General features: G+C 57.5%; 27 protein-coding genes. 15 read left to right on the plus strand and 12 right to left on the minus strand.

The annotated features are described in order from the left end of the window. Nucleotides 1-79: 79 nt before the first annotated feature. The 5 genes from ACVDG4_RS06760 to ACVDG4_RS06780 all read right to left on the minus strand — a co-directional run bounded on the left by ACVDG4_RS06760 (nucleotide 80) and on the right by ACVDG4_RS06780 (nucleotide 6968). Nucleotides 80-1435, minus strand: a complete 1356-nt coding sequence (locus ACVDG4_RS06760; RefSeq protein WP_209177401.1) for an adenylate/guanylate cyclase domain-containing protein — start codon at nucleotides 1433-1435, stop codon at nucleotides 80-82. Between the two features lie 77 nt (nucleotides 1436-1512). Next, the gene (locus ACVDG4_RS06765) at nucleotides 1513-2688 is read right to left on the minus strand and encodes a helix-turn-helix transcriptional regulator (protein WP_447234463.1); all 1176 of its coding nucleotides are present in this window, start codon (nucleotides 2686-2688) and stop codon (nucleotides 1513-1515) included. Between the two features lie 306 nt (nucleotides 2689-2994). Next, a complete protein-coding gene (locus ACVDG4_RS06770) occupies nucleotides 2995-3819 on the minus strand; it encodes an MBL fold metallo-hydrolase (RefSeq protein ID WP_133950873.1) in 825 nt (274 codons plus the stop codon). Between the two features lie 11 nt (nucleotides 3820-3830). After that, nucleotides 3831-4289 (minus strand): cyclic nucleotide-binding domain-containing protein, encoded by a 459-nt coding sequence (locus tag ACVDG4_RS06775; protein WP_166672764.1) that lies wholly within the window; start codon nucleotides 4287-4289, stop codon nucleotides 3831-3833. Between the two features lie 93 nt (nucleotides 4290-4382). Further along, nucleotides 4383-6968, minus strand: coding sequence for an ABC transporter transmembrane domain-containing protein (locus ACVDG4_RS06780; RefSeq protein WP_447234464.1), 2586 nt, complete (start codon nucleotides 6966-6968; stop codon nucleotides 4383-4385). A gap of 230 nt (nucleotides 6969-7198) precedes the next feature. On the opposite strand from ACVDG4_RS06780, the gene ACVDG4_RS06785 reads away from it, so the two are divergent. The 7 genes from ACVDG4_RS06785 to ACVDG4_RS06815 are packed head-to-tail and all read left to right on the plus strand — an operon-like array spanning nucleotide 7199 to nucleotide 14008. After that, nucleotides 7199-8416: a glycosyltransferase family protein gene (locus ACVDG4_RS06785; RefSeq protein WP_447234465.1), complete on the plus strand. Its 1218-nt coding sequence runs from the start codon at nucleotides 7199-7201 to the stop codon at nucleotides 8414-8416. 46 nt (nucleotides 8417-8462) lie between these two features. Next, nucleotides 8463-9683: a glycosyltransferase family 4 protein gene (locus tag ACVDG4_RS06790; protein WP_447234466.1), complete on the plus strand. Its 1221-nt coding sequence runs from the start codon at nucleotides 8463-8465 to the stop codon at nucleotides 9681-9683. A 26-nt stretch (nucleotides 9684-9709) separates the two neighbouring features. Next, the gene (locus ACVDG4_RS06795; protein WP_447234467.1) at nucleotides 9710-10855 is read left to right on the plus strand and encodes a glycosyltransferase family 4 protein; all 1146 of its coding nucleotides are present in this window, start codon (nucleotides 9710-9712) and stop codon (nucleotides 10853-10855) included. 5 nt (nucleotides 10856-10860) lie between these two features. Next, nucleotides 10861-12018, plus strand: coding sequence for a glycosyltransferase family protein (locus ACVDG4_RS06800; protein ID WP_447234468.1), 1158 nt, complete (start codon nucleotides 10861-10863; stop codon nucleotides 12016-12018). A gap of 57 nt (nucleotides 12019-12075) precedes the next feature. Next, nucleotides 12076-12876: a methyltransferase domain-containing protein gene (locus tag ACVDG4_RS06805; protein WP_447234469.1), complete on the plus strand. Its 801-nt coding sequence runs from the start codon at nucleotides 12076-12078 to the stop codon at nucleotides 12874-12876. Between the two features lie 17 nt (nucleotides 12877-12893). Then, nucleotides 12894-13706: a polysaccharide deacetylase family protein gene (locus ACVDG4_RS06810; RefSeq protein WP_306146584.1), complete on the plus strand. Its 813-nt coding sequence runs from the start codon at nucleotides 12894-12896 to the stop codon at nucleotides 13704-13706. Then, nucleotides 13703-14008 carry a DUF3088 domain-containing protein gene (locus ACVDG4_RS06815; RefSeq protein ID WP_306146583.1) on the plus strand — a complete coding sequence of 102 codons (306 nt, stop codon included), beginning with the start codon at nucleotides 13703-13705 and terminating at the stop codon, nucleotides 14006-14008. Before ACVDG4_RS06810 ends, ACVDG4_RS06815 begins: the two co-directional genes overlap by 4 nt. A 199-nt stretch (nucleotides 14009-14207) precedes the next feature. On the opposite strand, the gene ACVDG4_RS06820 is transcribed toward ACVDG4_RS06815, so the two are convergent. Further along, complete coding sequence (locus tag ACVDG4_RS06820; protein WP_306146582.1) at nucleotides 14208-14705, minus strand: peptide-methionine (S)-S-oxide reductase; 498 nt, start codon at nucleotides 14703-14705, stop codon at nucleotides 14208-14210. 218 nt (nucleotides 14706-14923) lie between these two features. On the opposite strand from ACVDG4_RS06820, the gene nthA reads away from it, so the two are divergent. The 4 genes from nthA to ACVDG4_RS06840 are packed head-to-tail and all read left to right on the plus strand — an operon-like array spanning nucleotide 14924 to nucleotide 17010. Continuing rightward, nucleotides 14924-15556, plus strand: coding sequence for a nitrile hydratase subunit alpha (nthA, locus tag ACVDG4_RS06825; RefSeq protein WP_447234470.1), 633 nt, complete (start codon nucleotides 14924-14926; stop codon nucleotides 15554-15556). Further along, the gene (gene nthB / locus ACVDG4_RS06830; RefSeq protein WP_447234471.1) at nucleotides 15553-16212 is read left to right on the plus strand and encodes a nitrile hydratase subunit beta; all 660 of its coding nucleotides are present in this window, start codon (nucleotides 15553-15555) and stop codon (nucleotides 16210-16212) included. Before nthA ends, nthB begins: the two co-directional genes overlap by 4 nt. Continuing rightward, on the plus strand, nucleotides 16199-16552 hold the full coding sequence (locus ACVDG4_RS06835; protein WP_447234472.1) for a nitrile hydratase accessory protein: 354 nt from the start codon (nucleotides 16199-16201) through the stop codon (nucleotides 16550-16552). The genes nthB and ACVDG4_RS06835 overlap by 14 nt, the downstream gene beginning before the upstream one ends. Beyond that, nucleotides 16549-17010, plus strand: coding sequence for a methyltransferase family protein (locus tag ACVDG4_RS06840; RefSeq protein WP_447234473.1), 462 nt, complete (start codon nucleotides 16549-16551; stop codon nucleotides 17008-17010). The genes ACVDG4_RS06835 and ACVDG4_RS06840 overlap by 4 nt, the downstream gene beginning before the upstream one ends. 47 nt (nucleotides 17011-17057) lie before the next feature. On the opposite strand, the gene ACVDG4_RS06845 is transcribed toward ACVDG4_RS06840, so the two are convergent. Then, entirely contained in the window at nucleotides 17058-17486 is a 429-nt protein-coding gene (locus ACVDG4_RS06845) for a hypothetical protein (protein WP_409690652.1), read from the minus strand. 111 nt (nucleotides 17487-17597) lie between these two features. On the opposite strand from ACVDG4_RS06845, the gene ACVDG4_RS06850 reads away from it, so the two are divergent. Then, nucleotides 17598-18383 (plus strand): helix-turn-helix domain-containing protein, encoded by a 786-nt coding sequence (locus tag ACVDG4_RS06850; RefSeq protein WP_447234474.1) that lies wholly within the window; start codon nucleotides 17598-17600, stop codon nucleotides 18381-18383. Between the two features lie 8 nt (nucleotides 18384-18391). On the opposite strand, the gene ACVDG4_RS06855 is transcribed toward ACVDG4_RS06850, so the two are convergent. Further along, the gene (locus ACVDG4_RS06855) at nucleotides 18392-19291 is read right to left on the minus strand and encodes a LysR family transcriptional regulator (protein WP_447234475.1); all 900 of its coding nucleotides are present in this window, start codon (nucleotides 19289-19291) and stop codon (nucleotides 18392-18394) included. Nucleotides 19292-19381: 90 nt separating this feature from the next. Between ACVDG4_RS06855 and ACVDG4_RS06860 the strand changes: the two genes are divergently transcribed. Then, nucleotides 19382-19669 (plus strand): DUF1330 domain-containing protein, encoded by a 288-nt coding sequence (locus tag ACVDG4_RS06860; protein ID WP_306146573.1) that lies wholly within the window; start codon nucleotides 19382-19384, stop codon nucleotides 19667-19669. 115 nt (nucleotides 19670-19784) lie between these two features. On the opposite strand, the gene ACVDG4_RS06865 is transcribed toward ACVDG4_RS06860, so the two are convergent. Next, on the minus strand, nucleotides 19785-20021 hold the full coding sequence (locus tag ACVDG4_RS06865; protein WP_447234476.1) for a hypothetical protein: 237 nt from the start codon (nucleotides 20019-20021) through the stop codon (nucleotides 19785-19787). Between the two features lie 149 nt (nucleotides 20022-20170). Between ACVDG4_RS06865 and ACVDG4_RS06870 the strand changes: the two genes are divergently transcribed. Together ACVDG4_RS06870 and ACVDG4_RS06875 are read left to right on the plus strand one after the other, a co-directional pair. Beyond that, a complete protein-coding gene (locus ACVDG4_RS06870) occupies nucleotides 20171-21544 on the plus strand; it encodes a tetratricopeptide repeat protein (protein WP_447234477.1) in 1374 nt (457 codons plus the stop codon). Between the two features lie 92 nt (nucleotides 21545-21636). Continuing rightward, entirely contained in the window at nucleotides 21637-22233 is a 597-nt protein-coding gene (locus tag ACVDG4_RS06875) for an SOUL family heme-binding protein (protein WP_447234478.1), read from the plus strand. Nucleotides 22234-22436: 203 nt separating this feature from the next. Here the strand turns inward: ACVDG4_RS06875 and ACVDG4_RS06880 are convergent, their stop codons facing one another. The 3 genes from ACVDG4_RS06880 to ACVDG4_RS06890 are packed head-to-tail and all read right to left on the minus strand — an operon-like array spanning nucleotide 22437 to nucleotide 25297. Further along, nucleotides 22437-23033 (minus strand): class I SAM-dependent methyltransferase, encoded by a 597-nt coding sequence (locus tag ACVDG4_RS06880; protein WP_428526864.1) that lies wholly within the window; start codon nucleotides 23031-23033, stop codon nucleotides 22437-22439. Between the two features lie 60 nt (nucleotides 23034-23093). Beyond that, entirely contained in the window at nucleotides 23094-24275 is a 1182-nt protein-coding gene (locus tag ACVDG4_RS06885) for an ABC transporter permease (RefSeq protein ID WP_133950915.1), read from the minus strand. Further along, nucleotides 24272-25297 (minus strand): ABC transporter permease, encoded by a 1026-nt coding sequence (locus ACVDG4_RS06890; RefSeq protein ID WP_209173272.1) that lies wholly within the window; start codon nucleotides 25295-25297, stop codon nucleotides 24272-24274. The genes ACVDG4_RS06885 and ACVDG4_RS06890 overlap by 4 nt, the downstream gene beginning before the upstream one ends. Between the last annotated feature and the right edge of the window lie 93 nt (nucleotides 25298-25390).

Consider the following 25390-nt stretch of genomic DNA (forward strand, 5'->3'; position numbering starts at 1 on the left):
CTGAGTTTCAACGGTCCGTCAAGCGGATTTGCGCTCAAAGACTGGGGAAGCAGCGCCAAGCCGGTAGCAGAACTTCGGGTTATCTTGCCAGCACGGCAAGATCGACCGGGCCGGATACGCCGCCGACGTTACTGGATGGACGAATGTCGACGGCATCCCCAGCATAGCCTTGCGCCCGCGCAAGATCCAGCGACACACAGTCGGTCAAGGCGCTGCTTTGCTGGGCCTTGTTGGCGTCTTCCAGCTTGGCGGCCCGATTCACGGCATCGCCGATCACAGTGAATTCCAACCTGTTTTTCGACCCGATAACGCCAACGGTGACCGGACCGGCAGCCACGGCCGTGCCAACTCGAAGATCGGACGGCCAGCCCGCTGCCTTGAACCGGTCTTGGGCCTCAGTGACCGCCGCCACAAGCGCCTGCGCTGCGCGCAAAGCGTCGGCTGCATAGGTTTCAGACGGTGAGACGGCGCCAAAGGTCGCCAGAATGCCATCACCCAAAAACTTGTCGACCTGCCCGCCCTCCCGGGTGATCACCTCAACCGCAAGGTTCTGATACTCGGCCAAAACCGCCAGCACCGTCTCAGGCGGCAGAACTGCCGATGTCGACGTAAAGGAGCGGATATCGGCATAGAGGATCGCCGCCTCGCGCAAGCTTCCCTCGCCCGCTTCCAGCGCCTGATGGGCTTCCGTAATGGAGGACGCCACTTCCGGGGAAAAGAAGCGTTTGAGATCCATGGCTGCGCTGTGATCCCGTGTCGCCTCAAACAACATCGACCTTCCACGATAAAGCGCCGCGGAGAGCAGCACTGTCACCGCCAGGATGACCATGGTCTTGTCGAGCTCGGCCCCGAGCAAAATGCTGTTCCCGGTGAGGTATTCAACATAGTTTCGGGTGACCCGCATCCCGCCCATATCGGAGAAGATCGCATAGGCCACGAGCCCGATCCAACCGACAACGGCCACCAGGCCCGTCGTCAAAACAAATCTCGGATCGAACCGCAGTGCCCGCAAGCCGATGAACAGGAACACGTACATCAAGGTTGGGGTTTTCAGATAAAAGGTCGGATGCTGGTCGTATTGGATATGGAAGGAAAAAATCAGACCAACTAGAAGCGCCATGTCGACGCAAATCGAGATCAGCAAAAACCACTCGGGCAGCTCGAACCGGTAGGAAAGCGCCAGGCGGGTGACGGTGAACAGGAAGTAGGCTCCGAGAGCGATCGGGACAAAGTTAAAACCGGCCGAACCTTCAGCTCTCGGTGCAAGCATGTAGAGCGACGCAAAAAACAGCACCAAAGCCAGCTGAACCCAGCCGATCAGCCGCTCAGATGCGGCCTCGCGGGCACGGATTTCTGCTTGCACCCGATCAGGCAGGCCATCGATGGGCGGCCCGCCGCGCAGGATATATCTGATCGTTTCTCTAAGTCTTGCCATAAGCGGTCCGATTGTATCTGGCCTGAATGTTGCCGCTGACAGTCAGGATGGCAAGCAGTGACCGCTGGAATGTGAGCTTATGTGATCGGCGACAGGGGTGCAGTGTGGGCGCCCGTTGTCCGGAGCCGGTCAACCGCAATAACGAGGTCGGCCTGGCGGCGGCACCCGCATTTGGATAACGCCGCCTTGATCTGATTCCGGACGGTGTGGATGCTCACTTCGCGGCTTTCCGCAATTTCCGCAGCTGTCATCCCTTCGGCCAGATAAAGCGCCGTGTCGGCTTCCATCTCACTCAATCCGAGCGCGCTCTGGATCATCTTGTTGACGTCCAGGCGGCAGGTATCCGGTTTAAGAGCGATCAGAAGAGCCGGGCCTTGCTGATTGAAGACTTTGCCAAAGGGCGACCAATCAAGTTTGCTGAGGTCCACACCGACGCTCCGGCAAGTCCAGCGTTGCCCCCGATCCGTTTCAAACGCCAAACTTCGCACAACCGAACCACAGCGGGCTGTTTGCGATCCCGTTTGATGGGTAATGGCGTGATGCACCTCTTCACATGCAAACTGCAATTTGCCAGACAAACTAGTTTTCATTACATCGCCCGCCTGGAGCATGCGTTCAGCTTCGGCGCTCGCATAATGGATCCGGTAATTCGGATCAATGAGGACAAGTGCGGTCTGAGATCCAAGATTGTGCTGGCTCAAGGCCCAGTTTTCAAACGACAGTCCCGCGATCATGCGGTTGACCTCCAAGGACTGACGCATCACCGGTGCAATATTGGCGCACAAGGACAACCAGGTGTCCTCATAACGATCCTGATCCTTTGCGCGCATGTTGCCGCCGAACACAAACACCCGTCCTTTTTCGCGGAAGAGAAGAGTACCGCCACCGCAGTAAATATCCTCCATCGGACGCAGGAGGTCTGAATAGAACGCGGTCCGAATCATGTCGTTCGGATTGCAAAGCATGGCGGCTGGAACCACGTCACCTACGCGCATGTCCTCAAAACGGACGGCATATGGGTTTTGAAGGTGATAATGCTCCTGATAGAGCTTCAAGATATCCGGATCATAGCCGGAAGCCACGGCCAAAGGAGCCGAATTGGTGTGGGTGTCATAGCCGATGATCTGGGTGCAGACTTGTGGCCCCACTGCCCGGCCCAAGGCATCTGCAACGTCTTGCCAGCGCCCCGGCTCCATCGCGGCGGCGATGACCAGATTAGACAACTCCGCGAACTGCTCTACCGTGACAGACACCTGCCGCTCAACCCCTCATTCCCCAAATGACTGCAGCGATATTATCAATGACACTTTTTCTATTGCATAGCCCATTTGGGTCATGCCGTCACATCTACAGTTGTATAAATTGAAGATGATCTCGTTGATCATGTAGCTGTTGAAGGGGCATTTCCCGAGGTTTCGTGGTCCCGGATTTCACTCGTGCTCCCACAGGCACGAAATCTGAAAAGTACGGATCACTTACTTGCAAATCATATTGAGAAGTTGGCGGCCTTTTCGGCCGCCATTTTTTTATTCGGACACGAACAATCAGAACACCTGATTTTAGGGCGCCAGGATCATGCCCTCACTGGCAACAAGCGTGCCCGGATGGGCCGCTTTTGCCGCAAGGCCGATTTCATCAAGATCTTCGTCGGAGCGGGTTGGATCATGATGGAAGAGGACCGGTGTTTTAACCTTCGCAATTTTTGCCAGTTCCACGGCCTTTTGCCAGGTCGAATGGCCCCATCCCTTGAACTTCTCATACTCCGCATCGGTGTACATCGCATCGTAGATCATGACATCCGCGCCTTCGACGAAGGCAGGCAACGCCGCGTCAACGTCCGGATCTCCGTGCTCATGATCCGTGATGATGCAAATGGACTTGCCTTTGAAATCAAACCGATAGCCGCAGGCTCCACCAGGATGATTCAAGCGGATTGTCCGGATCACAAGTTCATCACGGCGCGGCAACACATCCCCTGCTCGGAACGTCTTGAACTCCACGGCTTTCAAGGTCTTGGCAGCCACGGGGAAGATCGGCGGCGACATAATGCGGCTGACGATATCCATCAGGCATGTGTCGTCCTGGAAGTGACCGGCCCAGGCGGTGACAGAAAAATTCGGATCATAAGCGGGCTTGAAGAATGGCAAACCGCAGATGTGATCCAAATGCGTGTGCGTAAACAGGAGATCGAAGGATCTGGAGCCGGCAGAACAGAGATCCATCCCGAGGTTTCGGGCGCCGGAGCCGCAATCAATCAGAACCAGCGCATCTCCCGCCCGCAATTCAAAGCAGGAAGTTTCACCGCCATAGCGCAGAGTTTTTTGGCCGGGTGTCGGTGTGGACCCGCGGACTCCCCAACAACGAAGCGAAAAATTCTCTGCCAACCTGCTACTCCCTACCCGCCGCTGTTTCCTTGGCGGGCTTCAGCCAGATCCCGGGTCGTCCGTTCCAGACGCATCGCCAGGGTCCGCATCACCTCAAGAGAAATATCCGGAAACTCATTCAAAAGCTTTAAGAAATCGTCTTTGGATACCATCAGGACGTCCATGCTGTTGGCGGCAACCAGGGTTGCCGTCCTCGGAACATCGCAGAGAATGGCGATCTCGCCGACGATCGAGTTCTCCGACACCTGGGCCACTTTTTTCTCCCCCGCAGGTGTGTTGACGAGAACGTCCGCGTCTCCGGACAAGATGATAAAGGCGCTGTCGCCCTCCTCACCTTGTGTGCAGAGGCGCTCACCGGTTTGAAACTCGGTTCGGTCGCTGATGAATGCCAGCAAACGCAGTTTCGTGTCATCAATGCCGTGAAACAAAGGCACTTTTCGCAGTGCTTCGACTTCGGTTTCCAGCGTCACATTTGTCTCCATGAGCCGGTTGAGCGGCTCTTTTCGTGTTATTCCCCTTGGTACCGGCCTGTTCAGCCGAATGACTGCCTGTTCGGCTTATTATTATGTTTCACTCTCCGACAGCCGCCCCTGATCCAGGGTGTAGCGATGCTCGAATTCAGCGGCGATATCTGCGTTGGAAGTCCCGAACAGAAGCGTCCTTCCGGACAATATGCTCCTGAGGTTTTCGCGCAAGGCCTTGTCTTCCTCCGTCATACCGGTCGCGACATCATCGAGAATGGTTGTCGGCGCGTTTTTCAGAAGGCCGCGGACAAGCGCAATCCGCCGGCGCTGGCCCGCGGACAACCGCGACCCTGAGACGCCGACATGGAACCCAAAGCCAGCAAAGATGATCGGTTGGCGCAGGCCGGTCTCTTCCACAATTGAGCGGATAACGGCGTCGATGCGCCGGCGCGCGTCGCGCCGATCGACACGCGGACGGCCGAAGAGAAGATTGTCTTCAATCGTCAGCGGCGGCAGATAGACCTCCGGATCGAAGGCCAGGAACTCATCGTTGTCCTTGACGACGGTCTCCAGGAACTTTGCGCGGGCTGCAATAATTTCGGCCTTGAGTTCATCCGTCATCACGCCCAAGCGGTGCCGGGCTGGGACCAGTTTGAACGCGAGGCCCGTGAGGCGTGACTTGTCGTTTTCCGAGAGGCCGGGACGGGTTTGTCCTGACCGGGCAATGCGCACCATGCGCTCGAACTCGGGCAATTCTTCCTGCGTGATGAAGGAATAGGACCCAAGCAGGCCACTGCTGCCCGAAACGTTAGAGAAGAGCTCCAGCATGGTTTCTGCAATCTGGACCCCGATATCCTGTAGCTTTTTGTCGAATCCATTGCTCGACAGGAAGCTTTTCACAACCGGCAAATCCGGCACCTGATCCATCGTGATTTCCGCATCGGACGGCACGGCGAAGAAGAGGTTGTCAGCAAGGCTGGCGCTGGCGTTGAAGGTGGACGGATCCCACAACTCCACAAGGCCCGCGAGGGTCGGGTCGGCCGCAATCCGGGCGACCAGTTCCTTGCGGACATTCAAGATGCGTTCGGCGAACGTATCGTTCATGGACGGATCAAAACGCGACTGAAGACCGAGACGGTAGATATCCGCATCCAGCTGGACCGCGCCCAACAGCTCCAGTGCCTTCAAATCAAGCGCGTCGATATCGGTGACACCCGCCTTTTTGAGATCATGCCAGTCCGCGGCAAGGTCGTAGGATGGATTTTTGGTTTCTGCCGCCTCACTCAGACTGCGTTTGTAGACCTTCAGTTCCTCACCCGTGCGCTCGACTTTCGTCAACGGCCGATGACGAAGACCGTAATAGAGGTTTTCGCGGATCGTCCCGGTCCATACGTGCACCGCGCCGCCGACATAGGCGATCTCCCGGCCAAGTGTGGAATCCGTCAGCTTGTCCAGGTCGTGGTCTCCGATATAGACCTTGCCCGTCAAAGGAGAAACCAATCCGGCAGCAAGCTGCAAAACTTCGGCCCGCCCGGAGCCATCCGGCCCCATCACCGCACAAGCCGTTCCCTCCGGTACCTTCAAGGTAACATCTGTCACCTCCTGGCCAGCCGCGCCGCCAGAGAACGTGACGTTTTCGAACTTCACATCGCCTTTCAGATCCACGGTTTCATCATTGGTCAGCCGATCGGTGTCGTGAATGTCGACCGGGTCGAAGTTCTCAACAACAGTCTGATACTTGATGCCAACGTCAACCGTCATCTGGTAATAGGCGAGCAGCTCTTTCCAAGGGCCAGCGAGATCCTTGTAGGCCGCGATCACCGCGAGCAAAGCGCCCATGCTGAGGTCGCCTTGGATCACAAGATACCCGCCGATCATGTAGAAGAAGAACGGCGTCAGCTGGTTCATGAAGTTATTGAGAAACTTAATGAAATACTTCCGGTTATAAATTTCGTACCGGATCTTGAAGTTCTCGTAGAGGCGATCGGAGAGATCTGCCGAGTGCCAGGCGGAAGCATCGTTGGCATGGATTTCCGCAACGCCCGTGATCCCTTCACCCACCTTGTCGGCAATCACCCGAATGTTTTTCACGCGCTTGCGGGAAAGCTGGGCAACCTTCCGCTGCAAGATCGGAATGATATAGCCCTGAACCGGATAGGAAGCGACGGCTGCAAGGCCCAGCAAAGGGTCCTGCATGAAAATGAAGCCGAGCTGGACCACCAGCATACCGCCCTGATAGGCGGGCAGAGAAAACGCTTCGCCGACGAAACCGCCTACATCTTCCACCTCTGACGTGATCATCGGGATGATTTCGCCGGAGCTCACTTTTCGGAAATGCGGCAGCCGAAACCGCAAGACGCGCTGAAACAGTTCAAAGCGCAGACGGCGCAACATCCGTTCGCCGAGCCGTCCCTTGTAGACGTTGAGGTAGAATTTCAGACCGTTGGAAACGACGACCAGGAAAAGAAATGTGCAGCACAAAAGGATCAGATACGGGATCTGATCGAAGTCGAAGCCGAAAAATGTCCGCGGAAAATTGTCCCCTTCAACGGCGTCGTTGATGATCAGTTTCGGCAGTTCAAGAAGGATGTAAATGACGGGATAGGTCAGCACGGTGACCATGAGAATGTAGATTTGCTGACGTGAGCTGTACTTCCAAATGAAGCTAAAAAGGCTTTTTTCCATCAGCTTATCCGACTTGGTCCGGCACAACATTACGGCAGGCGCGTTGGTGTTGATACACCAAAAAACAATAAATTAACGCGCCAACCCTGATCGGTCCCTGCCACTTAATCTTTAAATCTTTGAACCGCTTCCTGTCGATAGTCATCCGATGATCTGATATCTGGACGTGACAACCGCGGCCCTTATGAGACATAAAGCCTGCGGGGCCGCATTACAATTCCAGGGGCAGTATGAGTTCCACGACACCGAAGATCCTGATTTACAGCCACGACTCGTTTGGGCTGGGACATCTCCGCCGCTGCCGCGCAATTGCCCAATCCCTCGTTGGTGACTTCAGCACCCTGTCTGTCCTGATCCTCTCCGGCTCGCCGATCATCGGCAGCTTCGAATTCCGCTCCCGCGTCGATTTCGTCCGCATTCCCGGTGTCATCAAACTGCGCAACGGCGAATACACACCTCTGTCCTTGCATATCAATATCGATCAGACCCTCGCGATCCGCTCCTCGATCATTGAGCACACAGCAGAAGTTTTTGATCCGGACATCTTTATTGTCGACAAGGAACCGACTGGCCTGCGCGGTGAAGTACTCGGCACTCTGGAGGCCTTGAAGAAAACGGATACACGCCTCGTTCTCGGCTTGCGTGACGTCATGGATGACGCTGAGACGCTCACTGAAGAATGGGATCGCAAGAACGTCTATCCGGCGCTGGAAAATCTCTATGACGAGATCTGGGTCTATGGGCCTGAAGGTATTTGTAACCCTCTCGACGGCATGGATGTGTCGCCGAAGATCACAGACAAACTTCGCTACACCGGCTACCTGCGGCGCAGCTTGCCCAAGTCGGCGGAAGACCAGCCTGCACCGGCGCCGTTTGAAGAAGAGCCTTACATCCTTGTGACGCCCGGCGGCGGCGGCGATGGCGTTGAAATGGTTGATTGGGTCATGCGTGCCTATGAAGCACGGCAACGCCCTCTGTTCCCGGCGCTAATTGTGCTTGGCCCGTTCATGCCCGCTGCGGCAGCGGCTGATTTCACCGAACGCGCAGAACATCTTCGCGATGTCGAAGTGTTGCGGTTTACGCCGCAGATTGAGCCGTATCTCGCGAACGCGACGGCTATTGTTGGTATGGGCGGCTACAACACTTTCTGCGAGATCCTGTCCTTCGACAAACCGACTTTGATGGTCCCGCGTGTGGTGCCACGCCGGGAGCAGGCTATCCGGGCAGAGCGCGCCGAGCAGAGCAAACTGTTGAAAGTTCTGCCGATTGAGCGGTATCCGGATGTCGACCTGATGGCCGAAGCCCTGTCGGAGTTGCCACAAATGGCGCCGCCCAGCACGGCCGATGTCGACAATCTGCTTGGCGGTCTCGATGCCATCGGCCAACGTGTTGGAGACATTTTCGCTGAACGGCAGGAAACGCTTGCCCCCAAGCTGGTAAACTTCTAACCGCTGCCCACGCCCCGTTTAATCCCGTCGATCCGAAGTCAACCAAATGTCCCGAATTGCTGTTGTGATGAAAGGCTATCCACGCCTTTCCGAAACCTTTATTGCCCAGGAAATTCTTGGCCTGGAACGACGGGGAATCGACTTTCTGATCGTCGCCCTTCGCCAGCCCTATGACCCTTACATTCATGACCTGCACCGCCAGATCTCGGCGGAGGTCATGTACCTGCCGGAATATGTGAAAGACGATCCCGCGCGTGTTGCCCGCGCGAAAAAGTGGGCCGAAGCGCAACCGACCTATGAAGCGGCGAAGGCACTGTTTGATGCTGATTTCGCCCGCGAAAGCAACGCCAACCGGCAACGCCGCTGGGCGCAGGGCTGCGTGTTCGCGCATGAACTGCCCGAGGACATCACTTGGATCCACACCCATTATCTCCACACCCCTTGCTCGGCCTCGCGCTATGCGGCGCATTTGTCTGGCCGCCGCTGGTCCTTTTCCGCCCATGCCAAGGACATCTGGACCAGTCCGGAATGGGATCTGCGAACGAAACTTGATGATGCTGAGTGGGGCGTGACCTGTACCGGCGTCAACGCGAAGTACCTGAAAAGCCTTTGCAGCAATCCGGACAAAGTGGAACTGGTCTATCACGGTCTGGATTTTTGCTGCTTTCCAATGCCGTCCGAGGAACCGTCCACAAACGACGGCAGCGGCGCTCCGGTTCAATTGATTTCCGTTGGCCGGGTGGTGGAAAAAAAGGGCTACAATGATCTTCTGACAGCCCTTTCGAAACTGCCCGAAGACCTCAACTGGCACTTCACGCATATTGGCGGCGGCGCACTTTCTGAGAAATTGAAGGAACGCGCGGACCGTCTCGGCTTGGGCGACAAAATCACATGGCGCGGAGCTCAGCCGCGTGAAGAAGTCATCAGCTCCTGTCAGAAGGCGGACCTTTTTGTTCTGCCCTCCAAACTCACCAAATCCGGTGACCGGGACGGCATTCCGAACGTGCTGGTCGAAGCCCAGTCCATGGGAATTTGCTGCCTATCGACAAGCGTTTCGGCCATTCCGGAGCTGATCACCGATGGCGAGACAGGGCGTCTTGTCCCGCCCGCCGATCCCAAGACCCTTGCCAAGGCACTGGAAGACCTGATTAAAAATCCGGGTGAGCGGGACCGGCTTGGCAAAGCGTCGGCCAACAATGTTCGGACCAACTTTGCGACTGAGCCAGGGCTCGATCATTTGGCGGAAAAATTCCGCAAACTGTTGTAACGCATTATGAGATTTGAGGTCTTCACGTGAAGATCGCCTTCACAGCCCCGATGAAGCCGCTGGACGATCCAACGCCGTCCGGCGATCGCACCATGGGCCGTTTGATCGTGAAGGCGCTGGAGTTTGGCGGGCATGAGGTTCGCACGGCAACCCGCTTTCGGGCCTGGCGCAAGAACGGCGGTGATGCCGAACTTCTGTCCGTCAAATCGGCTGCCTTGCAAGAAGCAGAGCGCGTTGGGGATGCCTGGGAAACCGAAGGCTACCGGCCGGACATTTTTCTGACCTATCACCTTTATCACAAGGCCCCGGACTGGATCGGACCTGTACTGGCGGACCGGTTTGGCATTCCCTATGCGGTGATCGAGGCGAGCCGCGCACGCAAACGGCGTACCGGCCCTTGGGCCACTGGATTTCAAGGGGCCGATGACGCCTTGGCGCGCGCAGACGGGATCGCCGCGCTTCATGACTGGGACCGGGACCGGCTGCTACCCTTTTTCGAGGAAACCGAGACAGATCCAGCGCAGCGGCTGCGCACGGTTCTGCCGTTTCTGGATCTTTCAGTATTTGCGAAGCCCCAATCCACGCGCCCCCTCCCGCAGCCTCCTATAAAACTGCTGGCGGTCGGCATGATGCGCGAGGGTGACAAGACGGCGTCCTACGAGGTTCTGGCAGCTGCCCTCAGGCAGCTATCCGACCTGCCGTGGCATCTGACCATCATTGGCGATGGGCCAAACCGTGATGCGATTTTGGACCAGTTCCCCAAGGACAGAATTACCTGGCTCGGAGCCTTGCCGCCGGAACAAGTCATAGCGGAATATCCCAAGCACGACCTATTTGTCTGGCCTGCGATCCGCGAGAGCTTCGGCTTCGTGCTTTTGGAAGCCCAAGCCTCCGGCCTTGGCGTTGTTGCCGGCGATGCGCTTGGCGTGCCGGAAATCGTGGCAAACGGCTCGACTGGCCTACTCGCACCGGAAGGCAATGCGCCTGCCTTTGCTGAAAGATTGCGTGAGCTGCTGACCGATACGGAACGTGTCCGGGCGTTCGGAGAAGCTGCAAGAGCCCGCATGTTTGCCATCCATTCTCTGGATGCAGGAGCCCAGCGCCTTGACGCCTTTCTGAATTGCGCACTAGACCACTACAAACGCTCGTCCGACCGATCCGGGGATCTTTGATCATCATGCCGCTGACTGCTTTCATTTATGTTCAACATCTTTTGGGGACGGGCCATGTGGTCCGGGCAACGGCGATCGGCAAGAAACTCGCAGAGCGCGGCGTGGACGTGACGCTCGCCTCCGGCAACCAGATCCCGCCGACACTGGATGTCGAAGGGCTGGAGGTTCTGGAGCTTCCCGGTGCCAAGACGGCAAATGCGGAGTTTTCCCGGCTGATCACCTTGGACGGCAAGGATCTGGACGATGACTGGCGCGCCATGCGCACAGCCGAAACGCTGAAGGCCTTTGGTGCCAAGCCCTACGATCTTCTTCTGACCGAGACCTATCCCTTTGGCCGCCGGCAGTTCGAGTTCGAGCTCTCGGTCCTGATGGACACGGCCAAGGCGCGAGCCAACCCGCCCATCATCGCAAGTTCCATCCGCGACATTCTGGTCCCCAAGCAGCAGCTCTGGAAAGAGGAGTGGATGGCCGACAAGGCGCGGGATTATTTCGACAAGGTGCTGATCCACGCCGACCCGGATTTCATCACTCTGGCCGACAGTTTCCCGTTCGCACACAAGATCGAGGATCTTCTCGCCTATACCGGCTATGTCGTTCGCGAGGGCGACCGGCCGGAGCCGCCGGAAGGCGACGGCGAGGACGAGGTTGTTGTCTCCTGTGGCGGCGGGGCCATGTCCGAAAGCCTCTTGAGCGCCGCCATTGATGCCCGTCCCCTGTCCCGGCGCTCTGAAGACTGCACCTGGCGGGTGCTCGCCGGTCACAATGTGCCGGAAGACGAGTTTCAGGCCTACAAGGCCCGCGCGGGCGAAGGGGTCATCGTGGAACGGGCACGGCCCGATTTTCCGGGCCTGTTGAACCGCGCACGGCTGTCGATCAGTCAGGGCGGCTACAACACCGTTCTGGATGTTCTGGAAGCTGGGGTTCCCTCCGTGATCGTCCCGTTTGCACTTGCAACGGAAACCGAACAGGAGCAGCGCGCGAAGGCCCTTGCGAACCATGGCCGCGTTGTCGTCGCCAGCGAGGACATGCTGACGCCAGAACGGCTGGCAGCGGCGGCAGACGATGCGTTGGCCTTGCCGCGCAGTTCGCACAAGGTGCTTCTGGGGGGTGCGGACCGCAGCGCGGACATTCTGATGGATTTGCTCAAGGCACGCGCTGCTTGACCATCGCATTGTGAACCGGTCACCTTCGAAACCGTCGGCACCCAGGGAGAACAGGTCATGGAATTGAGCAAGTTCAAAGCCTTGAACGACGTCGACAGTGTCAACGCCTACATCTCCGCCTTGGAAGCCTTCGACGGAATCGCCGAACTGCAGGAGCTCAAGGACCTTGCCAGGGTCCGCGGTGGTGTGGCTGAAGGCAAATCCATCCTCGATGTCGGCTGCGGCTTTGGCCTGGAAACCCGGCGCCTTGCCGAAGCGGCCGGCGCGCAAGGCAAAGTGCACGGCCTCGACAAGAGCGCCGACTTCATCAAGGAAGCGCAGCGGCGCGCCGATGCTGCCGGTCAGTCAATCGCCTATCAGACCGGCGATGCAACCGCCCTGCCCTATGGCGACGGAAGCTTTGACTGTGTCCGCGCCGAACGGATCCTGATCTATCTGAGCGATTTCAGCACTGCACTTGCCGAGATGCGCCGGGTGCTCAAACCCTCCGGAAAGATCGCCCTGATCGAACCGTATTTCTCCACCAACACGATCAATATATCGGACCGGGCGCTCACCCGCCGTGTTCTGGACCATGAGATCGAGACCGCCGTTGAAAACAGCTTTTTGCCCGGTTCACTGAAGGTGGCGCTTGAAAGGCTGGGCTTCGCCAACATCAAGATTTCCTCGCGTGCGCTGATCTTTCCGCAGGAGCTTGCGGCAAGCTACTTCTCAAGCCTTGCCGTCAACGCTCTTGAGGCCGGCAAGATATCCACCAGCGAAAACGAAGTCTGGCAAACCGAACTCGATGACCTCAAGGCGCAGGATGCGATCTTTGCGACCATCAGCTATTTTCTGTTCACCGCCGATGCGCCGTGAGTCTACTTGGAAACCCTGTGACAGAACCCTCGCCCCCCAACGATCTTGATCGCTTCAAGGCATCTTTGACCACTCACCTCGACTGGTTTGCCGAACGTGGCCGCAAGGTCCGGTTCTGGTGGCGCGATGATGATGCGATAGAATCGACGCCGCAGCTGGAACAGTTGCTCCGCCTTGCCAACACCCATGATGTCGATGTCGCCCTCGCGGTGATCCCGAAACAGGCAACTGCGGCCCTGGCGGACCGGCTGGAGAACGAGCGCCACGCCCCGGTTCTGCAACACGGCTGGCAGCACAAGAACTTCCAGCGCAAAGATTTGGGCGAACGAGCTGCCGAACTCGGATTCCGTCGTGATCTTGAGGAACTCGGTGCACAACTGACCGAAGGCAAGGCCAAGCTGGAACAGCTTTTTGGCAAAAAATTCATTCCTGCGATCGTACCGCCCTGGAACCGGATTTCTCCGGAGGTTTCACGCGCCCTGCCCGGTCTCGGTCTGCCGGGCCTGTCCACCTTTACCTGGCACAATTTCCCGAAGGCCCGTCAGGTTCAGTGCCACGTCGACATCATCAAGTGGAAAAAACAAGTCCGGTTCATCGGCTGGGGCAGCGCCTTCCGCAAGTTCGATCTGGAGCTTTGCCGCCGCCGGACAAATCCGGAAGAACCCCTCGGCCTCCTGACCCACCACCTTGTCCATGACGCGGGCTGCTGGGATTTCCTGCACGAGTTCCTCACCATTGCCGCGCATCACCCGGGGGCTGAGTGGCCAGAGGTCAAAGACCTGTTTGGCTGCACTCCTTTAGCTGAACCATCAAAAGGCACAGCCGCATGACCGACACGCTGTACCTGTTGACCCCTGGCTTTGAAGACCCGTCCTATCCGGACACAACCTTCTACTGCTGGCACTGCGCCTTGATGGAAGGGGTCTTGGCGTCCTTCCCCGAACTTGGTGCAAACCTGAACGTCAAACGCATCGCCTGGCCCCGGCCGCGCGCGGAGCTCGTTGAGCTTCTCGGGGAAGACCACCAGAGCCTGCCCGTGTTGATCCTGGACGACGGCGGTTTCATCGACGACAAAGATTCCATTCTGGAAGCGCTGTCAGAGCGCCACGGATTTCCGGAGCCTCATCCGTAGACGATTGTTGCGATGGAGCTGGGGGAAAAAACATGCTCTGTCTGTGCCGTCGTCCCGAACAAGCGCAGCGTAGTTCCGGGATCCACTCATTTGCAGAGCTGACTAGGAGCACACAATCTCTGCGGCATATGGCGTTGAGAGTAGATCCCGGATCTTCGCGTTACTTCGTCCGGGATGACAATTGTGTGTGTCGTTCCCCCTACTCCGCAGCTTCGCTGTCCTTGCGCAGGAGGGCGGCGTAGTCGCGTCTCAGAAGGCTGAGTTTCGGGTCGATGTAGGTCTTGCAGAACGGGCGCTCGGGGCCGTTCTGGTAGTAGTTCTGAAAGCGCTCATCCGACGGCTTGAAGGCCGACAAAGTGAGCACCTTGGTGACCAGCGGTTCCTCAAAATGCTTCTGGAGGTCGTGCAGGATTTGGGAAACGCGGACACCGGTGCCCGCATCATAGGTATAGACCGCGCTGCGGTATTTGCCGCGCATCTTGTGGTGCGATGTTGCCGAATGGGTACGCAGATGAACTTCGACCAGCACTTCCATCGGCAACGCCACCGGATCGAAGGTGACCAGTACAGCTTCCGACCAGGCATGGTTGGGCGGGTCGGAGCGGACAAAGCCCTGCTCGACATTCGAAATCCCGGCAAGGGTCTGAAAGACGGCCTCGGTGCACCAGTGGCACCCGCCGCCGAGCCCGAGTTTCATTGAGGTCTCCCCAGTGTCTGCAATGGTTCCGTCTCCCGTATGACGGCCACTTTGCCGGGGAAAAGGAGAAACGCAAAACGCCGTGACGAAGTTGCCCCCAATCGAGATCCTCGAATTTTGATTGATGCCCTCTTGGCGCTGTCCGTCTACCGCCTTAAGCTCAAGATCCAACGCCGGAATTTCCATCGGTAAAGCATCACATTTGTTATGGAGCCCTCATGGCGCACAATCACGACCATGACCACGACCATTCCGAACTTTCAGAGATTGAGCTCCGGGTGCGGGCGCTGGAAACGCTTCTGACAGAAAAGGGATATGTAGATCCGCCCGCCCTTGATGAGCTCATCGAGACTTATGAGACCAAGATCGGCCCAAAGAACGGCGCGCAGGTGGTCGCCCGGGCCTGGTCGGATCCGGCGTATCTGGAACGCTTGCACGCGGATGCGACCGCCGCAATTGCCGAGTTCGGCTTTACCGGCCGGCAGGGCGAACACATGGTCGTGGTCGAGAATACCCCAAACACCCACAACATGGTCGTCTGCACCTTGTGCTCCTGTTACCCGTGGACGGTGCTTGGCCTGCCCCCAGTCTGGTACAAATCAGCGCCCTACCGCTCCCGCGCCGTGCGTGATCCGCGTGGTGTTCTTCTCGAATTCGGCGTCAGTTTGCCGGAGGACAAGGAGATCCGTGTCTGGGATTCTACCGCTGAAATCCGCTATCTGGTGATCCCCGAACGCCCGTCCGGAACCGGTGGCTGGTCCGAAGAGCAACTGGCAGAACTCGTCACCCGCGACAGTATGATTGGCACCGGGCTTGCGCTTGAGCCCGCCCAATTGGAGGCAGCCCGATGAACGGTGCACAGGATCTCGGCGGACAAATGGGCTTCGGGCCGATCGAGCTGGAGGACAACGAGCCGAATTTTCATGCCAAATGGGAAGAGCGGGCCTTTGCGATCACGCTCGCCATGGGCGGGACAGGGAGTTGGAACATCGACACTTCACGCCATGCCCGCGAAACCCTACCGCCGCCGATCTACCTCACTTCCAGCTATTACGAAATCTGGACCCGGGGCCTTGAGAAGCTCTGTCTCGACAAGGAACTGATCACCGAAGCCGAGTTGAAGACCGGCAACATGGAAGTCCCGGCAAAACCTGTCAAACAGGTGCTCACAGCCGATAAAGTGGCCGCAGCCCTAGCCAAGGGGGGGCCTGCGGACAGACCGGAACAGCAACCGGCCCGGTTCAAGGTGGGTGACAGGATCCGCACCAAGCGGATGCACCCGGAAGGCCATACCCGCCTCCCCCGCTATGCCCGCGACACAGTTGGCGTCATCGAGGCCGTGCATGGTGTTCACGTTTTCCCGGATGCCAACGCCCATGGGCGCGGCGAACAGCCAACCTGGCTCTACGGGGTGCTGTTTAAGGGCACCGACATCTGGGGGCCGGACAACGATCCGAGCCTGTCCCTGCGCATTGATCTGTGGGAGCCCTATCTTGACCTTGCCTGATCCCGTGCTTGCGACACCGAAACTGCCGCTCGATCAGGACGGCGGGCCGGTCTTTTCAGAACCTTGGGAAGCCCGGGTTTTTGCGATGACGGTGAAAGCGCATGAAACCGGTATGTTTTCCTGGAATGAATGGACCGAAACGCTTGGGGCAGAGCTGGCAAAAGACGGTGACGGCAGCGGCACGTCCCTTGGCTACTACGATCACTGGCTCAACGCCTTTGCAACGCTGCTGAGCCGCAAGGGGATCGCCGCGGCCGGCCAACTGCAGGGATTGCGCGATGAGTGGGACCAGGCTGCACGCGCCACGCCACATGGTGAACCGATCGAGCTAAAGAGGTGAATGCCTTGGAACTGAAAGTCCCGCCGCCGGTCGTTTTCCTTGTCTGCCTCGGACTTCTTTACGCCGGACACATCGTACTGCCGTTTGCCTTCGTCGCACCGCCGTTCAACACACCGATTGCTCTGATAATTATCTTGGTCGGCGGCCTCTTGGGCGCTCAAGCTGTCCTGGCATTTCTGAAGGCCAAGACCACCGTGCACCCGATGCACCCGGAAGAGGCCTCGGCTCTTGTGACCAGCGGATTTTATCGCATCAGCCGGAACCCGATGTATCTGGGACTTCTGCTGTTTTTGCTTGCGGCCGGGATCTATTGGGGCACCTTGACCCTGATTGCGGTCGGCCCGCTTTTCATCTGGTATATGACCGAGTTTCAGATCAAACCGGAAGAAACGCGGCTGGCCGAGAAGTTCGGCGAAGACTATCTGGACTATCTCACCAAAGTCCGCCGCTGGATCTGATCAAGGCCGCAGGGATCTGCGGCCCGTTCAACTTGTTTAGTGCAATGTCATGCATCGGCGCGTTGGTAGCGATGCGCCGGTGTTGAGAGTTTGCGCGCCGCCAGAAACTCGGCCACAGCAAAGTCGGCAACGATCAGTGCGATGCCGGCAACGATGTACCAGCCTGGTGCCGTGAACGCCGCCGCAAACTCCACAAGCACGATGGCACTTGCAAGCACCCATGCCGCATCCAGGGCAGCAAACAGATAGAGCCGTTGAGCCAATCGAGCCGTGTCCCGGCCGGCCCAAAGGAGAACCGCAGCAGTCGCCACCAAGCTAGCCCCAAGGGCAAGTGCTCCGGTAAACAACCAACTGCTGGAGGTGTTGAACATCAATTCCGTCAAGACGCCCGGCAAAATGATTAGGGCAAAGCCGCATGCCGCACAAAAAAGGGCATTAGCGGCCAAAACGCGTTTTCCAAATTGTTCTGCAGTCATTTTTCCAGTCTCCTGTGAGCGTGTACGTCCCAAAGGATGCCGAAGCCGTGACTGATCTCAATTACCTTGGAGGTAATGGACAAGCCGCCGACATACCGGAATAGTCAGTGCATGACACAGACAGCCTCGAAGTTTCCCGAACTCCTGAAAACCTGGCGATCGCGGCGGCGGCTCAGCCAACTTGACCTTGCTCTGGAAGCGGGGCTTTCCCAGCGGCACATCAGTTTTCTGGAAACCGGCCGGTCAAAACCCAGCCGAATGGCCATCTCGCAGCTTGGCTTGGCGCTTGGCATGCCCGTCGCGGAGGTAGACACGATGCTGGTGTCTGCCGGATATGCGGCCCCCTCAATGGACCAGAGATGGAGCGCAGAAACCCGCGCGGCGGTCCAGGCGTCAATCGATCATGTCTTGACCGGTCACGAGCCATTTCCTGCTTTCAGTGTTGACCGCATCTGGACGGTGCAAAAGGCCAATCTCTCGGCACAGTCCTTCTTTGCCTTTCTTGGAAACACCACCGAGATGAATATCCTGCGGGCCATATTAAGCCCCGGACCGGTCAAGGACCGTCTGCGCAATTGGACCGACAGCGCCCGGGCGCTGATGCGCATCGTCGAGATGGAGGCCGCCCGCCGGCCGAATGATCAGGAAGCCCAGGACCTTTTGAAGGAGCTCTTGGATTTGCCCGGTGTCCGAGCGGCGATGGAGGCCGTTCCTGATGGCCCGCCCGAACCGGTTCTTGCCCTCAAGATCGATGTTGACGGCGCGGAGCTCAGCCTGTTTTCCATGATCGCGACCATCGGAATGAGTTCCGATGCCGCTCTCGATGACATCCGGATCGAAACACTTTTACCGGCGGATGATGCGACACGAACCTGGTTTCTTGCGCGGGCTCACTGACCCACTCATCAGTCACCTTCATAGAAGTGGCTCTTTTTGGCGAACGCATCTGCCGCAAAACGCATGAATGCCCGGATACGGGCAACATTCTTTAGGTCCGGGTGCGTCAACAACCAGATATCGAGATAATGCTCGGGCTCCAGACCGGGAACACGCATCAGATCCGGGTCCGGATCGCCCATAAAGCATGGCATGTGGACCATGCCGAGTCCTGCGCGGGCAGCTGCGTGGGCCGCGATCATGTCATCAGCCATGACGCTCACAAAGGCATTCGGAAATCGGGCGAGAATGCGCTTGGGCACGCTTTGCGAGGCCCATTTGAAAACGAGACATCCAATCTCGGCATTTGACGGATTGGGCGCAAGCGACTCTCCGAATTGGCGCGCATAGTCCCTTGAGATGTAATAGGTCCGCTTTTGACGGGTTGCGAGCCGGCCAAACAAGGCTTCGTCCGGCCTGTTGGTCACCCGGACCGCCACATCCGCCTCGCGCCGGTGAAGGCTCAGGATCTCGTTGGCCGCAATCATCTCCATCTGGATCCGGGTATGTTTCTCGGCAAAAGCCTTCATGATGTCAGCAAGCTGAACCTGGAACATCAATTGCGGTGCGGTGATGCGAAGCGGACCTTCCAGTTCCGCGTCTTGCGCTGTGATGCTGGTATCGAGCGCCAGCATTTCGCGCTCCACACGCCCAGCAACATTCAAAGCCTCCTGCCCGGCCGCTGTCGGCAGAAACCCTTCAGGTATCCGCTCAAACAACCGCGTTCCAAGCTCTGCTTCCAGGCTTGCAAGGCGTCGCGAAACGGTCGAATGCGTGACCTTCAAACCGCGCGCTGCCTTGGTGATGTTCCCGGCCTTGGCAATCGCCAGAACAAATTTCAAATCGTCCCACTTTTCCATGATGTGCATTTTTGCACATCATGCGTCTGCAATTGAAGAATTTTTATCACGACCGATGGTTCTTATGTTGTGCCTGTCGCAATCAACGGAGACTTTCTCATGACCACTCACGCCCTTGCCATGATCACAATCACCGACCGGGAGCTCCTTGGCGCCTATCGCGAAAAGGCCCCGGCGGCGCTCGCCAGACATGGCGGTGCCCTGGTAACCGTTGATCCGGAGCCGATCGTCCTTGAGTCCGCTGGAGACGCGCCCAATATCGCTGCACTTCTATCGTTCCCGGATGCGGATGCAGCAAAAGCATGGATCAACGACCCCGAACTCGCCGATGTGCATGCCCTGCGCAACAAGGGCGGCAGATCCACGATTGTCGTGATCCCGAACTAAAGAGCTTGGAAACAAATGATAAAAGCCGGGCAGCTGCAGTGACGCAGATGCCCGGCAGTCATCTCAGGAGGAATGCGTTTGTCAGGATGGGGCCACAATCGCACTTTTTTGTTTTTCAGCTCAGGTCTAGTTTTTGCCTGATTTCCTGAGCCAGAGCTTCCATAGTCTTCAGCACATCCTGCTTCAGGTTGCTCGACATGAATGCAGTGTTGTCTTCCGCCGTTTCAAGGTCCTTAGCGAGCCGGGCAAGGTCTGAACAAATCTCCTCAATCTCCGGATTGGCCGCACAGTTTTCCAAAACAATAGGCCAATCTTCGGGAAACCACGATTTGATCTGCTCCGCATATGACATGAGCCGCCGGAATCTCCTGTGTGGAGCAAGATCGCGGTGTACAACCCATAAGACAAGTGAAACACGGTGACATAAACCGTGACGCGAAACTGCCGCAACGTCATTTTCTATTGTTATTCAACGCCGTTTGATGCAAACATATCGCTATAATGGCAAAGACTGACCCCACAATTGAATCCAGTGAATTTCACGGTGACTCGGCGCAGGTTCTATCAGCTTTGTCGCAGATCCTGGCGAGCGCCACCTTTTGGAATGCGGATCGTCTCAAGAGTTTCCTGGAATATGTCGTCCTTGAAACCGTTCACGGGCGCGGCGACGGCATCCGGGGGAAAACCATCGCTCAAGATGTTTATGGGCGGCGTGCCGAGACGGACGGGGACCCTGAAAATGTCGTGAGGGTCGACGCACGCCGGCTCCGTCGACGGCTTGCCGAGTATTACGAGAATGAAGGCCGGGATGCGAAGGTGCGCATCCATATTGACAGTGGCGGATACACGCCGCGGTTCGAAACTGTCTCCGATGCAGCGTCCATCGAAATCGACGACCCTTCACCCGCTCACGACCTTCCCCTCCCCGATCAACCGCAGCGACATCGCGCACTGCCATACTGGGTGGCAGGAGCAGCGCTCTTTATGCTGACGGCCTTCGGCGCAACGTTTTTCATCTATGGGTTTCACACTCATTCGAGTGAGATCAGCGCGTCTTCGGGCAGGTTGGTTGAGAGGCAAGCCATCCTGGAGAAGTCTCCGGCTGCGCTCCAAGCCGTCAATATGGCGGAGCAGGCGCGCGATCTCATTTTTCCGATCTTCGACGTTGAGCGGCAGCGGCTGTCGCTAGGTTTTTTCAAAGAAGCTATCCGCCTCGACCCGGACTATGCGGGGGGGTATGCGGGCGCGGCCCAGACCACCGGGACACTTGCTTTGCTGAGCCCGGCCGGCGATCAGAAGGAAACGCTTAAAACCCAAGCGCGCTCTTATGCGGACAAGGCTGTGGCGCTGGATCCGACCGATCCCTGGTCGCAGTCTGCCGCCTCTTGGGCCGCCATGGCGAATGGGGACTATGCAGAAGCAAGCCGGCTGTCGGCGCGGGCAAACGCAATGGCGCCAGCGGATCTTCATATTCTTGAGATTTATGGCACGGTGGCCTTGGCAAATGGTGACTTCCAGCTGGCGCTGGACCTGTCGCGGCCCCTCATTGAAGCTCAAGAGAAACTCCACCGCACCGCGAACAGGAATGTCTATGCAGTCGCCAACTTCTTTCTTGGCAACTACGCAGAGACCCTTCAGGCACTTCAGATTGCAGCCGAACAAGGGGAGCCCGTCAGCTCTGGCATGCTGGCCTTCAAGATTGCCGCACACCAAGCCCTGGGCCACACCGAGACGGCTCAAAGACATGCCAAAATCCTGATGGAAACCTGGCCCATTCCGATCGACGAGGTCATTGCGCGTATCATGCGGGACCCAGCCCACCCGGACCGAGTGGCCGGCTACCTCAAACAGGCCGGATGGTCACCTCCGGACTGAGAATAGGATCGCTTCTACTCGTTCAGAGCAAATTGCCGGGTCGGCACCCATCAATAAGTGGTCCTTTCCGGCGCGCTGCGCGTAGACGTTCCATGCTGAAGTATTTTGCAATCACGCTTGGCACGCTCCTATTACTCGGTGGTATCGGAACACTGCTCTGGTCCAACATGTCGAGGTTTTTGGAGCAACCGCAATTCACACTGGTTGCGTCCCACGGTCCAATCGAAATCCGGCAATACAAATCAGCGGCCGCTGCAGAGGTCACAGTCCTGGGTGACCGGGACGAGGCGGCCCGCGACGCATTCCGGATCCTGTTCCGCTACATCTCGGGAAACAACGGCGCGGCCGACAAGATCTCGATGACAGCACCCGTCATCCAAAGCCCTACGAATGCGGAAAGCTGGACGGTCGCGTTCTATCTGCCGTCCGATTTTTCACCAGAAACTGCGCCGAAGCCAGAGGATTCTAGGGTTTCCATAGTCCCGATCTCGGATGCGACGGTTGCGACGATCCGGTTTTCTGGGCGATGGTCTCCGCAAAATCTGAAAGAGCATCAGGCAAGACTTGAAGCGTTCTTGCAAGAAGAAGGGCTCACGGCCCTAGGGCCGCCGACCTTTGCGTTTTTCAACGACCCGTTGACCCCACCGCCCTTCCGGCGCAACGAGGTGCAGATCCGGATCTCCGGATAGCAGAAAAGCAGGACTGCTGACAAAGTCCCGATTCCCCTCCGGCTTCATGTTCGGACTTGTTCCGAACATCCATAGCATATTTAAAATATGGATCCTCGGCACAAGGCCGAGGATGACTACTGAGAGGTATAAGGCTCTATTTCAAGCTCAGGCCTCTCGTATCAGGACGAGCGGCTCTCGTTTCTCAACATATGGGGTCCGGATCAGGCGACCGGTTTCACCAACCGCATACGCCAGGTCACACTGCCCTTTTTGTCCGACGTCAGCCGATAATCATCGAGCACGTCCCATTTACTCGCATCATCCGTGGCATCCCACAGCTTCTCAATGAGCTTGTTGGCACCGGAGTTCGGTTTGTTCGGAGAGTACATCGACAGAGCGATCACGCCGTCGTCCTTGAGGTACGGCAGGTAGCGCTCAACAACGGCCGCCGGATCTTCGGCAAAGTGAAGAACCTCATTGAAGACGATGGCTGAGAACCGTTCATTTGCTTCCGGTTCAAAGGTGTGCATGTCGCCAGCGCGCAAGGACGCGATTTCCGGATCGACATTGGCAATCTTGAGCGATGCCGGAGACAGATCCATGCCGACGTACCGCTTGACGCCCATCGGCTGGAGCCGTTCATAGAGCAGCCCTTCCCCGCAACCGATGTCCAGCACCTCTTCAATCGAGTTGGTCAGGTTGAGCCACATGCCAATAATGCCGTACCGGCCGCTTTCTGGAAGTGACCGCAAAAAGGCCCAGCGCCCGGCGACATATTCCTCATCCCAGCCTTCGGCGGTGCTCGCATTGTTCGACATGATTGCTCCAATAGACGGGGCGGACCGTTTAGGCCCGCCGCATAATATTTTATCTCGTGATCACTTATAGGGATCAGCCGCGTCGCGCAAACCATCACCGAGGAAATTGAAGGCCAAAACCACAATGATGATCGGGATCACCGGGGCCATCAGCCAGGGATAGACGGTTACGACAGAAATGTTTTGCGCCTCGTTCAGTAGAACGCCCCAGGAGATGGCCGGTCGTCTGAGCCCGAGATTGAGGAACGAGAGAGCCGTCTCGCCAAGGATCATTGCCGGGATCGACAAGCTGGCCGACGCAATGATGTGGCTGGTGAAACCGGGCAAGAGGTGACGCGTGATGACCCGCTTTGGCTTGGCTCCCATCATCACCGCAGCCTTGGCGTATTCTTCTTCACGGAGAGACAGAAGTTTCGATCGGACGGCACGCGCAAGCCCCGGCCAATCGAGAAGTCCAAGGATGATTGTCAGGCCGAAATAGACCCAGACAGGGCTCCAGGTCACGGGCAAGGCAGCGGACAACGCCATCCAGAGTGGCAATTCCGGCAAAGATCGCATGATCTCGATCAGCCGCTGGATTAGCGTGTCCGCGATGCCGCCAAAGTAGCCGGCAATACCGCCAAAGAACAGGCCAAGCACAATGGAGATGGTGACGCCAACCAAGCCGATCGTCAGCGACAGCCGCGCACCATACACCAGTCCTGAGAACTGATCCCGGCCCAACCGATCGGTCCCGAGGAGAAATGCCGTGCCGCCGTCAGCTGGGCAAAACAGATGGAACGTTGCCGGGAACAAACCCCAAAATTCGTAGTCGTCCCCTGAACAAAAGAAGCGGAGTGGCTGCACTTTTTCCAGATCAGGAGAATACTCCCACTGGAGCGTTTCCATATTGATTTCAGATTTCAGTCCATAAACGAAGGGCCCGACGAACTCGCCTTCATGGAACAGATGCAATGGCTGCGGCGGGGCATAGAGATGATAGCTGTCCCGCGTGTCCGGTGCATAGGGCGCAATGATCTCGGCAAAAGGGACGCAGAGGTAAAAAATCAAAAGAACAACGCCGGACCAAACAGCCAGTTTGTGGCGTTTGAACTTCCACCACATGATTTGCCACTGGGAGGCTTGGTAGAACCGCTCCTGTTCCGGACTGAGCTCTTCGACCACAGCCGGATTGAACGGCTCGGGATCCACATAATGCTCGACTTCGCGCACCGGTGTCTTGTTCTTGAGGTCATCGCTCATGACGAGGCCCTCCCGCCAAGCCGGATTCTCGGATCAAGCACAGCCAGCAGCAGGTCGGAAATCAACATGCCGATCAGGGTCAGGACAGCCACGAACAGTAAGACAAACCCGGCAAGGAACTGATCCTGAGACTGCAGCGCGGACAGAAGGACCGGGCCGACGGTCGGCAAGCTCATGACAACCGACACGATCACAGAACCCGAAACAAGCGAAGGAATAAGATTGCCGATGTCTGCGATGAACGGATTGATGGCCATCCGCAGCGGATATTTGATCAGGAGCTGGCCTTCTTTCAGGCCCTTTGCCCGGCCCGTCGTCACATACTGCTTGTGCAATTCATCGAGCAGGTTGGCCCTTAGGCGCCGGATCATACCGGCCGTCCCCGACGTCCCGATCACGATGGTCGGGACAATCAGGTGTGCCAGGACTGACATCGCCTTGTCAAAACTCCAAGGCTGGTCGATGTACTCCGGCGCCATCAACCCGCCAACAGACAAGCCGAACCACTGATTGAAGAAATACAGGAGGATCAGCGCGAGCAGAAAGTTGGGCGTCGCCAGGCCCACATATCCGATGAAGGTGAAACCGTAATCACCCCAGGAATACTGCCGCGTTGCCGAGTAAATGCCGATCGGAAAAGACATCACGTAGACGAACAGAATGGTCGCGAAATTCAGGACAATTGTTAGCGGCAAAGTCGGTCCAACCACTTCCGCCACCGGCTTATCGAACTCAAACGACCAGCCCCAGTTGCCCTGCAGCAACCCGTCCAGGCCATGCGGACCTGGCCAAAGGCCCACCCAGATCAGGTACCGCTCGAAGAACGGACGGTCGAGGGAAAACTCTTTGCGGAGGAACTCCAGTTTCGCAATAGACGATTGCTCGCCGGACGTTTTCAGCGCGGCGATCTGGTTCGAAATGTAATCGCCCGTCGGCAACTCGATGATGAAGAACACCAGAAAGCTGATCACGAACAAGGTCGGGATCATCATCAAGATCCGGCGCAGAATGTAATACAGCACCTAATTTCCCCTCAGCCTCGGATCTTCCGCTTCACGGCTCCGAAAAGTTCCGGGAGCCGGGCGACGCTGAAGACCCAAATGCCATACCGGCAG

The sequence above is a fragment of the Roseibium sp. MB-4 genome, assembly GCF_053005265.1.

Bases quoted from the DNA above. Each gene is read 5' to 3' on its own strand.
- ACVDG4_RS06760 (WP_209177401.1), bottom strand. From the start codon at position 1,435: ATGGCAAGACTTAGAGAAACGATCAGATATATCCTGCGCGGCGGGCCG.
- ACVDG4_RS06780 (WP_447234464.1), bottom strand. From the start codon at position 6,968: ATGGAAAAAAGCCTTTTTAGCTTCATTTGGAAGTACAGCTCACGTCAG.
- ACVDG4_RS06785 (WP_447234465.1), top strand. From the start codon at position 7,199: ATGAGTTCCACGACACCGAAGATCCTGATTTACAGCCACGACTCGTTT.
- ACVDG4_RS06790 (WP_447234466.1), top strand. From the start codon at position 8,463: ATGTCCCGAATTGCTGTTGTGATGAAAGGCTATCCACGCCTTTCCGAA.
- ACVDG4_RS06800 (WP_447234468.1), top strand. From the start codon at position 10,861: ATGCCGCTGACTGCTTTCATTTATGTTCAACATCTTTTGGGGACGGGC.
- ACVDG4_RS06805 (WP_447234469.1), top strand. From the start codon at position 12,076: ATGGAATTGAGCAAGTTCAAAGCCTTGAACGACGTCGACAGTGTCAAC.
- ACVDG4_RS06815 (WP_306146583.1), top strand. From the start codon at position 13,703: ATGACCGACACGCTGTACCTGTTGACCCCTGGCTTTGAAGACCCGTCC.
- ACVDG4_RS06820 (WP_306146582.1), bottom strand. From the start codon at position 14,705: ATGAAACTCGGGCTCGGCGGCGGGTGCCACTGGTGCACCGAGGCCGTC.
- nthA (WP_447234470.1), top strand. From the start codon at position 14,924: ATGGCGCACAATCACGACCATGACCACGACCATTCCGAACTTTCAGAG.
- nthB (WP_447234471.1), top strand. From the start codon at position 15,553: ATGAACGGTGCACAGGATCTCGGCGGACAAATGGGCTTCGGGCCGATC.
- ACVDG4_RS06845 (WP_409690652.1), bottom strand. From the start codon at position 17,486: ATGACTGCAGAACAATTTGGAAAACGCGTTTTGGCCGCTAATGCCCTT.
- ACVDG4_RS06850 (WP_447234474.1), top strand. From the start codon at position 17,598: ATGACACAGACAGCCTCGAAGTTTCCCGAACTCCTGAAAACCTGGCGA.
- ACVDG4_RS06855 (WP_447234475.1), bottom strand. From the start codon at position 19,291: ATGCACATCATGGAAAAGTGGGACGATTTGAAATTTGTTCTGGCGATT.
- ACVDG4_RS06860 (WP_306146573.1), top strand. From the start codon at position 19,382: ATGACCACTCACGCCCTTGCCATGATCACAATCACCGACCGGGAGCTC.
- ACVDG4_RS06865 (WP_447234476.1), bottom strand. From the start codon at position 20,021: ATGTCATATGCGGAGCAGATCAAATCGTGGTTTCCCGAAGATTGGCCT.
- ACVDG4_RS06870 (WP_447234477.1), top strand. From the start codon at position 20,171: ATGGCAAAGACTGACCCCACAATTGAATCCAGTGAATTTCACGGTGAC.
- ACVDG4_RS06875 (WP_447234478.1), top strand. From the start codon at position 21,637: ATGCTGAAGTATTTTGCAATCACGCTTGGCACGCTCCTATTACTCGGT.
- ACVDG4_RS06880 (WP_428526864.1), bottom strand. From the start codon at position 23,033: ATGTCGAACAATGCGAGCACCGCCGAAGGCTGGGATGAGGAATATGTC.
- ACVDG4_RS06885 (WP_133950915.1), bottom strand. From the start codon at position 24,275: ATGAGCGATGACCTCAAGAACAAGACACCGGTGCGCGAAGTCGAGCAT.